At 70.3% G+C, this 11781-nt stretch carries 9 protein-coding genes; all 9 read left to right on the top strand.

Going from position 1 to position 11781, the window contains the following annotated elements; all coding sequences use genetic code 11:
• The first annotated feature begins 53 nt into the window (after positions 1–53).
• The 9 genes from ABZ348_RS27610 (at position 54) to ABZ348_RS27570 (ending at position 11676) form a co-directional block, all read left to right on the top strand.
• Entirely contained in the window at positions 54–1616 is a 1563-nt protein-coding gene (locus tag ABZ348_RS27610; protein ID WP_358937516.1) for a PucR family transcriptional regulator, read from the top strand.
• 138 nt (positions 1617–1754) lie between these two features.
• Positions 1755–2777 (top strand): EamA family transporter, encoded by a 1023-nt coding sequence (locus tag ABZ348_RS27605; RefSeq protein ID WP_358937514.1) that lies wholly within the window; start codon positions 1755–1757, stop codon positions 2775–2777.
• A gap of 184 nt (positions 2778–2961) precedes the next feature.
• Positions 2962–4407 (top strand): aldehyde dehydrogenase family protein, encoded by a 1446-nt coding sequence (locus ABZ348_RS27600; protein ID WP_358937512.1) that lies wholly within the window; start codon positions 2962–2964, stop codon positions 4405–4407.
• A 397-nt stretch (positions 4408–4804) separates the two neighbouring features.
• Positions 4805–5053 (top strand): hypothetical protein, encoded by a 249-nt coding sequence (locus tag ABZ348_RS27595; protein ID WP_358878664.1) that lies wholly within the window; start codon positions 4805–4807, stop codon positions 5051–5053.
• Positions 5050–5301, top strand: a complete 252-nt coding sequence (locus ABZ348_RS27590; protein ID WP_358937510.1) for a hypothetical protein — start codon at positions 5050–5052, stop codon at positions 5299–5301. Before ABZ348_RS27595 ends, ABZ348_RS27590 begins: the two co-directional genes overlap by 4 nt.
• Positions 5302–5696: 395 nt before the next feature.
• The gene (locus ABZ348_RS27585; RefSeq protein WP_358937508.1) at positions 5697–6851 is read left to right on the top strand and encodes a serine hydrolase domain-containing protein; all 1155 of its coding nucleotides are present in this window, start codon (positions 5697–5699) and stop codon (positions 6849–6851) included.
• Positions 6852–7128: 277 nt separating this feature from the next.
• On the top strand, positions 7129–9075 hold the full coding sequence (locus ABZ348_RS27580; RefSeq protein WP_358937507.1) for an acyl-CoA dehydrogenase family protein: 1947 nt from the start codon (positions 7129–7131) through the stop codon (positions 9073–9075).
• 52 nt (positions 9076–9127) lie between these two features.
• A complete protein-coding gene (gene dxr, locus ABZ348_RS27575) occupies positions 9128–10378 on the top strand; it encodes a 1-deoxy-D-xylulose-5-phosphate reductoisomerase (protein ID WP_358937506.1) in 1251 nt (416 codons plus the stop codon).
• On the top strand, positions 10375–11676 hold the full coding sequence (locus ABZ348_RS27570) for a site-2 protease family protein (RefSeq protein ID WP_358937504.1): 1302 nt from the start codon (positions 10375–10377) through the stop codon (positions 11674–11676). The genes dxr and ABZ348_RS27570 overlap by 4 nt, the downstream gene beginning before the upstream one ends.
• Positions 11677–11781 lie beyond the last annotated feature (105 nt).

Below are 11781 nucleotides of genomic sequence, written 5' to 3'. Positions count from 1 at the left end.
CCCCGGATGCCCCGGCCGGCCCGTGAACAGTCCTGACCAGTTCTGAAGGTGCCATGCCGCCCACGCTCGCCTCACTCGTCCAACACTCGGCGCTCAAGCTCACCGTGCGCGCGGGCGAGGAGCGGCTCGACACCCCGGTGCGATGGGCGCACGTGAGCGAGCTGGCCGATCCCGTCCCCTATCTCGACGGCGGCGAACTCCTCCTCGTCACCGCCATGACCCTGGACGCCCGGGACCCCGACGTCATGCGCCGTTACGTGCGCAGACTCGCCGCGGCGGGCGTCGTCGGACTCGGCTTCGGCATCGGCGTGTTCTACGACGACATCCCCGACGCCCTCCTCGACGCCGCCCGGGCCGAGGACTTCCCCCTGCTCGCCGTACCCCGCCGCACCCCCTTCCTCGCGATCAGCAAAGCGGTCTCGGCGGCGATCGCGGCCGACCAGTACCGCGCGGTGACCGCCGGGTTCGAAGTCCAGCGGGAGCTGACCCGCGCCGCCCTCGCCGAAGGCCCCAGCGCGGTCGTCGCCCGACTCGCCGCCCACGTCAACGGCTGGGCGGCCCTCTACGACGCCTCGGGCGCCGTCGTCGCCGCCGCACCCGAGTGGGCGGTGCGCAGGGCCGGCCGGCTCACCCCCGATGTGGAACGGCTCCGCGAACGCTCGGCACCGGCCAGCACCATCGCCGCCGACACCGGCGACGACCGGGTGGAACTCCAGTCCCTGGGCACCGGCCGCCGGGTGCGCGGAGCCCTCGCCGTGGGCACAGCCGCTGCCCTCGGCACCGCCGAACGCTATGCGGTCCACTCCGCCATCGCGCTCCTCACCCTCTCCACCGAACGCTCCCGCTCGCTCCAGCGCGCCGAACAGCGACTGGGCGCAGCCGTCCTGCGGATGCTGCTCTCCGGTGAACCCGACCACGCCCGAGCGGTCGCCGCCGACCTCTACGGCACCCTGCTCGACGCCCCCTTCCGCGTGCTGCTCGCCGAACCGTCCGCCCCGGTCGATGCCCCCGAGCCGCCACTCCACGCACTCGCCGAAGCCCTGGAAGCAGCGGCCTCACGCGCGGGCGAAACGCTCATCACCGTGTCCGACGACGACGGCCGACTCGTGGTGCTCGCCGCCGATGGGGGAGCGGTCGTCGCCGACTGCCTCGCGCTGCACTCCGAGCAGGAGGCGGATGACGCCGGGCTCGTCATCGGCCTCTCCGCGCCCACCGGGCCGATCGCCGCGCCGAACGCGTTCAAAGAAGCCGAACAGTCCATCTCCGTCGCCCGCAGACGAGGCCGTGCCCTCGTCGAGCATGAGGACCTAGCGGCGGGGTCCATCGTCCCCCTGCTGGCGGACGACGCCGTACGCGCCTTCGCCGACGGGATGCTCCGCGCCCTGTACGAACACGACGCCACCGGCCGCGGTGACCTCGTGGCCTCCCTGCGGGCCTGGCTGTCCCGCCACGGACAGTGGGACGCGGCGGCGGCGGACCTCGGAGTGCACCGCCACACCCTGCGTTACCGCATGCGCCGGGTCGAGGAGATCCTCAGACGCTCGCTGGACGACCCGGACGTCCGGATGGAGCTCTGGCTCGCCCTGAAGACGACCACCGGCCCCACCGGCGAGTAGTCACCGCAGCAGATCCTTCCGTCGGGATGCCCGAAGTCGGGCAAAAATCTTGGCAGGTGGGGCCGCAATCCCTAAAGTCGCGTCGACGCAGCGGAGGGGAGTGGCCCGGACCGCCGTCCGGGGACCCCAGAAGGACAGATGAGAGACCTCCCTCCCGCCGACACGCCCTCGGACGGAACCGCCAACTCCGCCGAATCGTTTCCGCCCCTCGCGGCGATCGGACCGCTGGAAACACCCGCCCCACCGGTCACCGAGCCACCGCCGCCCGGCCCGCGGCGCATATCCGGCGCGGTCTGGGCCGCACTCGCCATCGTGTACGTCGTCTGGGGCTCCACCTACCTCGGCATCGCCGTGGTCGTCGAGACCATGCCCGCCTTCCTCTCGGCCGGCGGACGCTTCGTCCTCGCAGGGCTGGTCCTCGCCGCCCTGGTCGCCTGGCGGCAGGGCCCCGCCGCGCTCAAACTCACCCCGGCCCAACTCGGCTCCGTCACCCTGCTCGGACTGATGCTGCTCCTCGGCGGCAATGGGCTGGTCGTCCTCGCCGAGACCGCCATCCCCTCCGGCCTGGCCGCGCTCCTGGTCGCCGTCGTACCCGCCTGGGTGGTGGTGCTGCGCCGCTTCTCCGGCGAACGCCCCGGGCTCGGCGCGTACGGCGGAGTCCTGTTCGGCCTGGTCGGACTGGTGGTCCTGACACTGCCCGGACTCAGCGGAGACATCCGACTGTGGGGCGTGGTCGCGGTCCTGGGCGCCACCGTCAGCTGGTCCGTGGGCTCCTTCGCCTCCGCCCGCATCCCCATGCCCGCCAACCCGTTCACGGCGAGCGCGTACGAGATGGTCGCGGGCGGCATCGGCTGCGCCCTGGTCGGCTTCGGCCGCGGAGAACACCGGGGATTCGCGTTCGGCGACGTCTCCACCGAGTCGTGGATCGCCCTGGGATATCTCGTGCTCTTCGGCTCGCTGGTGGCGTTCACGGCGTACGCCTGGCTGCTGCACACCGCGCCCCTGTCCCTGGTGGCCACCTATGCGTACGTCAATCCGGTGGTGGCCGTACTGCTCGGAGCGGTCTTCCTCCAGGAGGAACTGACCTGGTCGATCGCGGTGGGCGGAGCCGTCGTCGTCGCGGGAGTCTGCCTCATCGTGAGCACCGAGCGTCGCCGCTGAGCAGGCGGTCACGGCGCGCAGATGCCCCCGAACGGCGCACGGACCCGATCCGACGCACCAAAGCGGCAGGAACACCATCTGTGACCACTCCACCCCGTACAAACCACCATTCAGCCGTGCGGCCCTACCGTGGGGCGGGCACCGCCCAACAGTCACACTCACCCCACCTCGGAAGGGCCGGGACATGACCTCCACCCACGCCTTCTGGCTCGCCGGCCGCGAGGCCACCGGCGAGACCTCCTTCGACGTCACCAACTCGTGGGACGGACGTCTCGTCGGCCGGGTCTCCGTACCCACCGAGGCCCAGGTCGAAGAAGCCGTCGCCGCCGCCCACGCGGTACGCGACGAGTTCGCCGCCACACCGGCCTATGTGCGCGCCGCGGCCCTCGACCACGTCTCCAAGCGCCTCGCCGAGCGCACCGAGGAGATCGCCCAGCTGATCTCCGCCGAGAACGGCAAGCCCATCAAGTGGGCCCGCGGCGAGGTCGGCCGTGCCGTGTCCGTCTTCCGGTTCGCCGCCGAGGAAGCCCGCCGTTTCAACGGCGGCCAGGCCCAGCGCCTCGACACCGACGCCGGCGGTACGGGGCGTCTCGCCCTCACCCGTCGCATCCCCAAGGGCGTGGTCCTCGGCATCGCGCCGTTCAACTTCCCGTTGAACCTCAGCGCCCACAAGGTCGCCCCCGCGATCGCGGTCGGCGCCCCGATCATCCTCAAGCCCGCCCCGGCCACCCCGATCTCCTCGCTGATCCTCGGTGAACTGCTCGCCGAGACCGAACTGCCCGTCGGCTCCTGGTCGGTGCTCCCGGTCCCCAACGACCGGATGCCCGCGCTGGTCCAGGACGAGCGGCTGCCCGTGATCTCCTTCACCGGCTCCGGCCCCGTCGGCTACGCGATCATGGACTCCGTGCCGCGCAAGCACTGCACGCTCGAACTCGGCGGCAACGGCGCCGCTGTCGTCCTTGACGACTGGACGTCCGAGCAGGACCTGGACTGGGCGGCCACCCGCATGGCCACCTTCTCCAACTACCAGGGCGGCCAGTCCTGCATCTCCGTGCAGCGCGTGATCGCGGACGCCTCCGTCTACGACCGCCTGCTGCCCAAGCTCGTCGCCGCGGTCGAGGCCCAGGTCACCGGCGACCCCGCCGACGACGCCACCGACGTCGGCCCCCTCGTCAGCGAGGACGCTGCCAAGCGCGTGGAGTCCTGGGTGGACGAGGCCGTCCAGGCCGGCGCCAAGCTCCTCGCCGGCGGCAAGCGCGACGGCGCCACCTACGCCCCGACCGTCCTCGCCGATGTGCCCCCGCACACCACCATCGCCTGCGAGGAAGTCTTCGGCCCGGTGCTGACCGTCAGCAAGGTCGAAGGCGAGGCCGAGGCGTTCGCCGCCGTCAACGACTCCCCGTACGGCCTCCAGGCGGGCGTCTTCACCCACGACGTCCAGACCGCCTTCCGCGCCCACCGCGCGCTGGAGGTCGGCGGCGTGATCATCGGCGACGTCCCCTCGTACCGTGCCGACCAGATGCCCTACGGCGGAGCCAAGCAGTCCGGCGTCGGCCGCGAGGGCGTCGCCTATGCGATGGACGACTACACCTACGAACGAGTACTGGTCCTGACGGGTCTCACACTGTAGTTTTCCGCCCGTAACACCCAACGGCCGGAGCCCACTGTGCGGGGGCTCCGGCCGTTCTTCGCGTGGGGCCCAGACTGTCGACGGCGGTCGGGTCGTCCTTGCGGTAGTGGGTCAGAGCGCTCGTCTCGCTGGCGTCGTCGGTCAACGACAGCGACTCGGCCGCTGGGGCGAAGGCCAGCGCCTTCTCCCCAGCAAGGACGGGGAATTCGCCGCTCGCCTTGCGTTTCCGGGAACGGCGGAATCGCTGGGCAGGGTGCTGCACATCCCGGCGCACGAGGTGCGCCCGGACTCAACTGGTGCCCCAACACACCGTTCTTGGCGCTGCTAAGCCTCCGTTAGTGCTCTCTTCCAGCAATAGCCTGGGAGGACTCGCCCAAGGAGAGGACTCGTTCCCGCCATGTCTGAGCACAGCACGTCGAGATGGACCATCCACAACGAGGAACGAGTAAAGGTGCCCGCCACGGTCGAGGGCGTCCGCAGCGCACTGCCAGAGGACCAACGGCGGCGCTTTGACGAGGAACTGGGCGCGGCCACGGTGGAGAGCGTCGCCGATGTGCTGCGGCACTGGATTCTCAACCTCGCCTCTGGTCCGGAGGACGAGGAGGTCTTCGCCCGCTTGGAGGCCGAAGGGCGTGGGGCTGCATGAGTCGCTACGAGATCGCGTATGCGCCGGTGGCAGAAGCAACGCTGAAGCAGATGCCCTCACCCTCGGCAGCAGCGTTTCGGGCAGCCATAGGGCGCACGTTGGGCCGAGACCCCTACGGCCACGGATCGCGGGCTGTGAGCCGTGAGAGGGACCGGAGGGAAGCCACCGTCGTCGGGATCTTCATCCGGTACTACGTAGCACAGAGCGTTCTGCAAGTCACGGTGGTCCGCATGGTCCCTCCGCCCTGACACGGTTGGTGGCCTTGGACGGTCTCGACCGGTTCGCCGATGGGCGTATCGGGTTGGCGGAAGCGCCGGGCTACTCCCGTTTCATGTGTCTCTTCCCTACTGAATCTCTTACCGCCGCCACTGGATTCTCCTGTGCTTGGCGCAGTCGCCGACCGTAGCCGTGATCACGCCGTGCTGGCCGGGGCGCGGACCGTCATTGCCCCCTGCGGGCGACGGACATCTGACCCTTGGTGGGCCCGTGCATCGGGGTCGGCGATCGATCAGCCCTGGGAACAACGGGGTTGACCCCGAGTCGACGACGGGGGCGGTGTCCTCCGTGATGAGGATCCGGCGTTCCACGGTCGTCTCCAGGATGGGAGGCATCCCCCATCCCTCTCCTGGAAGGGTCCTTCCCTGTGAAACCCAGTCCGTTGCACCGGCGTGCCCTGCTCACCGCCGTCTCCGCCGTCGTCGTTCTCGGGGTCACGGCCGGGCCCGTCCTCGCGGGCCCGGCCGCCAGCCAGGTGCCCGGAGTCTCGCAGGCCCGGGCGGCCGAACATCCGCAGGCGCAGGCGCTCCAAGCCGCCCTGCGGGGACTACCGGACGGTGAGGCGACCAGCGCGGTGGTACGTGCCGGTGGGCGGGACGGGCGTTGGGAGGGCAGCGCCGGAGTGCGGGAGGTGCGCCACCACAGCCCTGCCCTCACCCACGGCCGGTTCCGCGCCGGATCGGTGACCAAGGTGGTGACCGCGGCCCTGGTGCTCCGGCTCGCCGCCGACGGCAAGATCAACCTCGACCGGCCGGTGCAGCGCTACCTACCGGGGCTGCTGACGCCCGAGTTCCAGCCCGTCTCCGTACGGCAGTTGCTCAACCACACCAGTGGGATCCAGCCCCCGGCCGTCGCCGGTGGGTCCTGGGCGGAGCAGTACGCGCACCGGTTCGACACCGTGGACCCGGAAGCGGTGGTGGCCGCGGGGATCGCCAGGGGCCCGGAGTTCGCGCCCGGTACCCGACAGCACTATCTGAACGTCAACTACACCATCCTCGCCATGCTGGTGGAGAAGGTCACCGGACGGTCGTACGAGGAGGGTGCCGCACGCCATGTCTTTCGGCCGGCGGGGATGCGGAACTCCTCGTTTCCCGGTACCGATCCCCGCATCCACGGGCCGCACAACAGGGGCTATCAACTGGTCGACGGACAGCGGGTGGACGTCACCGACTGGAATGTGGCGGACCGCTGGGCGGCGGGGGACATGATCTCGACCCTGGACGATCTGGAGCGCTTGCTGACCGCGCTCTTCCGCGGCGAGGTCGTGCCGCAGCAGCAGCTGAAGGAGATGTTCACCGTTCCCCAGGGCATCGCCGGTGCCACCAGAAGCGCCGGGCTTGAGCGGTTCACGGTCGACGGGGTGGAGATCTGGGGCAAGACCGGTGCCCGCCCCGGCTACAACACGGCGATCGCCGCCACCCGTGGGCTCTCCCGTACGGTCGTCTACTCGGTGACCGGGACCGACGCCGGTGCGCAGGGGCTGGCCGTCGGCCAGCGCTTCGCCTTTCCCGCGTTCCGCTAGAGCCCCGCCCTTTCAGGCCGCCGGCCCGGTCCAGCCGACTTGCCGCCCCGCTTCCGGTCCGTCGAGGCCATGGTCCGGAACCGGGGCGGCGCTGCGGACGGATATGCCGACGCTCCGCGAGCCGGTCATTCTCACCCTCCGTCACCGGTGTTCCCCCGGGTGCGGCACCAGGATGGTGGGCACTGCAATTATCGGGTAGTACGGACGAGTAGTACCGGTTGGTAGTGCACCCCGCCCCGACCGGCGCCCCAACCCGACTCGCGGCGAGGTGGACCTCATGACCGCACCACTGGAGAAGGACGGCACCCCCAAGGTCACCGAGCGTGAGGCCCGGCAGGTCGCCGAGGCCGCGCGTGAACAGGACTGGCGCAAGCCGAGTTTCGCCAAGGAACTGTTTCTGGGCCGGTTGCGGCTCGATCTGATCCACCCCCATCCGACGCCGTCGGGGGAGGCCACCCGGCGCGGCGAGGAGTTCCTCGCCCGTCTGCGCACGTTCTGCGAGACCCGGATCGACAGCGCGCTGATCGAGCGCGAGGCCCGGATCCCCGATGACGTCATCAACGGTCTGCGCGAACTCGGCGCGCTCGGGATGAAGATCGACACCAAGTACGGCGGCCTCGGGCTCACCCAGCTCTACTACAACCGGGCCCTCGCCCTCATCGGCACCGCCAGCCCCGCCATCGGGGCCCTGCTCTCCGCACACCAGTCGATCGGAGTGCCACAGCCGCTCAAGATCTTCGGCACCGAGGAGCAGAAGGACGCGTTCCTGCCGAGACTCGCCCGTACCGACATCTCGGCGTTCCTACTCACCGAACCCGATGTGGGATCCGACCCGGCACGGCTGGCGACGAGCGCGGTCCCGGACGGCGACGAGTACGTCCTCGACGGAGTCAAGCTGTGGACCACCAACGGGGTCGTCGCCGATCTGCTGGTGGTGATGGCCCGGGTGCCGAAGTCCGATGGGCACCCCGGCGGCATCACGGCCTTCGTGGTGGAGGCCGACAGTCCGGGCATCACCGTGGAGAACCGCAACGCCTTCATGGGCCTGCGCGGGCTGGAGAACGGCGTCACGCGCTTCCACCAGGTCCGCGTGCCCGCCGCCCATCGCATCGGGCCCGAGGGCGCCGGGCTCAAGATCGCGTTGACCACCCTCAACACCGGTCGGCTCTCCCTCCCGGCCATGTGCGCGGGCGCCGGGAAGTGGTGCCTCAAGATCGCCCGTGAGTGGTCGGCGGCCCGTGAGCAGTGGGGCAAGCCGGTCGCCCGGCACGAGGCGGTGGGCGCGAAGATCTCGTTCATCGCGGCGACCACGTTCGCGCTCGAAGCGGTCGTCGACCTCGCCTCCCAGCTCGCCGACGAGGACCGCAACGACATCCGTATCGAAGCAGCGCTCGCCAAGCTGTTCGGCTCCGAGATGGCCTGTCTGATCGCCGACGAACTGGTCCAGATCCGCGGCGGCCGGGGCTTCGAGACCGCGGACTCCCTCGCGGCGCGCGGCGAACGCGCGGTACCGACCGAACAGATGCTGCGCGACCTGCGGATCAACCGCATCTTCGAGGGCTCCACCGAGATCATGCACCTGTTGATCGCCCGTGAGGCCGTCGACGCCCACCTCAAGGTCGCCGGCGACCTCATCGATCCGGACAAGTCCCTCGGCGACAAGGCCAGGGCCGGTGCCCAGGCCACCGCCTTCTACGCCCGCTGGCTCCCCAAGCTCGTCACGGGCCCCGGCCACAGCCCCCGGTCGTACGGGGAGTTCCACCCCGCCGGCCATCCCGACCTCGCCGTACACCTGCGCTACGCCGAGCGCTCCGCCCGTAAGCTCGCCCGCTCCACCTTCCTCGGCATGTCCCGCTGGCAGGGTCGGATGGAGACCAAACAGGGCTTCCTCGCTCGGATCGTCGACATCGGTGCGGAACTCTTCGCGATCTCCGCGGCCTGCGTACGGGCGGAGATGCTGCGAGCCTCCGGCGACCACGGCCGCGAGGCGTACCAGCTCGCCGACGCGTTCTGCCGCCAGTCCCGACTGCGGATCGAGGAACTCTTCACCCGACTGTGGTCCAACACCGACGACATCGACCGCCGGGTGGTGGACGGGGTCCTCGCCGGACGGTACGAGTGGCTGGAAGCGGGCATCGTCGACCCCAGCGGCGACGGCCCCTGGATCGCGGACGCCACCCCCGGCCCGTCCGAGCGGGAGAACGTCCACCGGCCCATCCGCTGACGGTTGCTGCACCCCTGTTAAGCGGGCCGGCGATTACGGCCACAATGGGGGGATGAGCGACAGCCCATCCCCCCTCGCCGATCCACACACCGTCTTCGACCCGGCCACCGGTCGTAGAGACATCGTCATCCTCGGCTGCACCGGATCGATCGGCACCCAGGCCATCGACCTCGTCCTGCGCAACCCGGACCGCTTCCGGGTCACGGCGCTCTCCGCCGCGGGCGGCAAGGTCGCCCTGCTCGCCGAGCAGGCCCACCGGCTGGGGGTGCGTGCCGTCGCCGTCGCCCGGGAGGACGTCGTGCCCGCCCTGCGCGCGGAACTGTCCGCACGCTACGGCGCCACACCGCTGCCCGAGATCCTCGCCGGTCCGGACGCGGCCACCGAACTCGCGGCCTTCGAGTGCCACACCGTGCTCAACGGCATCACCGGCTCCATCGGCCTCGCGCCCACCCTGGCCGCGCTGCGGGCCGGCCGCACCCTCGCGCTCGCCAACAAGGAGTCGCTCATCGTCGGCGGGCCCCTGGTGAAGGAGCTGGCCGCGCCGGGGCAGATCATCCCCGTCGACTCCGAGCACGCCGCGCTGTTCCAAGCCCTGGCGGCGGGCAAGCGCTCCGAGGTCCGCAAGCTGGTCGTGACCGCCTCCGGCGGCCCGTTCCGGGGCCGCACCCGGGCCGAGCTCGCCGACGTGACCCGTGAGGACGCGCTCGCGCACCCCACCTGGGCCATGGGCCCCGTGATCACCATCAATAGCGCGACCCTCGTGAACAAGGGCCTGGAGGTCATCGAGGCGCACCTGCTCTACGACATCCCCTTCGACCGCATCGAGGTCGTCGTCCACCCCCAGTCGTACGTGCACTCGATGGTGGAGTTCAACGACGGCTCCACACTGGCGCAGGCGACCCCGCCCGATATGCGCGGCCCCATCGCCCTCGGCATCGGCTGGCCCGAGCGGGTGCCCGATGCGGCGCCCTCCTTCGACTGGACCCAGGCGTCGAGCTGGGAGTTCTTCCCTCTGGACACCGAGGCGTTCCCGTCGGTGGGTCTGGCCCGTCACGTGGGGGAGCTGGGCGGCACCGCGCCGGCCGTGTTCAACGCCGCCAACGAGGAGTGCGTCGAGGCGTTCCTCGCCGGTCGGCTGCCTTTCAACGCCATCATGGATACGGTCACCCGTGTCGTCACCGAACACGGAGTGCCCGTCCGGGGAACTTCGCTCACGGTGTCCGACGTCCTGCAAGCGGAGAGCTGGGCCCGGACCAGGGCCCGGGAGCTCGCGGTCAAGGCCACAGCGGAGGCTCGCGCATGACGATGTTGTTGACCATTCTCGGCATTGCGCTGTTCGCCGTGGGGTTGTTGTTCTCCATCGCCTGGCATGAGCTGGGCCACCTCTCCACGGCCAAGCTGTTCGGCATCCGGGTGCCGCAGTACATGGTCGGCTTCGGCCCCACGATCTTCTCCCGGCACCGCGGCGAGACCGAGTACGGCATCAAGGCCATCCCCATGGGCGGCTACATCCGCATGATCGGCATGTTCCCGCCGGGGAAGGACGGACGGATCGAGGCCCGGTCGACCTCCCCGTGGCGCGGCATGATCGAGGACGCCAGGACCGCCGCGTACGAGGAACTCAAGCCCGGCGACGAAGACCGCCTCTTCTACACGCGCAAGCCGTGGAAGCGCGTCATCGTGATGTTCGCCGGCCCGTTCATGAACCTGGTCCTCGCCGTCGCGATCTTCCTCGGGGTGGCGATGACCTTCGGTTTCGCCACCCAGACCACCAAGGTCGCCGGGGTCCAGAACTGCGTCATCAAGCAGAGCGAGGAGCGCGACACCTGCGCGGCGGGCGACCCGGTGTCCCCCGCGAAGCAGGCCGGCCTCCAAACGGGCGACAAGATCGTCGCCTTCAACGGCGAGGCCGTCTCCGGCTGGCCCGAGCTCTCCGACCGCATCCGCCAGACGATCGGCCCCGCGAGCATCACCGTCGAGCGCGACGGCACCGAGCAGGTACTCGAAGCCACGCTCATCAAGAACATGGTGGCCAAGAAGGACGCCGACGGCGAAGTCGTCCCCGACGCCTTCGTTCCGGCCGGCTACCTCGGCTTCGCCGCCCAGACCGAGATCCTGCCGCTGGGCTTCGGCCAGTCCGTCGACCGCATGGGCGACATGCTGGAGAACGGCGTGGAGTCGATCATCGCCCTGCCGGCGAAGGTGCCCGACCTCTGGGGCGCGGCCTTCGGCGACGCCGAGCGCAAGGACGACTCCCCGGTCGGAGTGGTCGGTGCGGCCCGCATCAGCGGCGAGGTGATGAACCTCGATGTACCCACCGAGAACATCGTCGCCACGTTCATGATGCTGCTCTCCGGCTTCAACCTCTCCCTGTTCCTGTTCAACATGCTGCCGCTGCTGCCGCTGGACGGCGGACACATCGCGGGCGCCCTGTGGGAGTCCGTCCGCCGCAATGTGGCGAAGGTCTTCCGTCGCCCCGACCCCGGACCGTTCGACGTGGCCAAGCTGATGCCGGCCGCCTATGTGGTCGCGGGCGTCTTCATCTGCTTCACCCTGCTGGTCCTCGTCGCCGACATCGTCAACCCGGTGAAGATCAGCTGACCGTGTGAGTGTGGGGCGGCCGGGTGCACTTTGCAGAGAGCAGCAGGATGATCGCGGCGGCGAGCAGTCCGCCGATGACCGAACCGACGGCGAGTTGTGCGGAGG

The sequence above is a fragment of the Streptomyces sp. NPDC005963 genome (assembly GCF_040638655.1).
In the GTDB taxonomy this organism is placed as follows: domain Bacteria; phylum Actinomycetota; class Actinomycetes; order Streptomycetales; family Streptomycetaceae; genus Streptomyces.
Note: the sequence above shows the minus strand (reverse complement) of the source record. Positions and strands in the feature narration are given on the sequence as shown.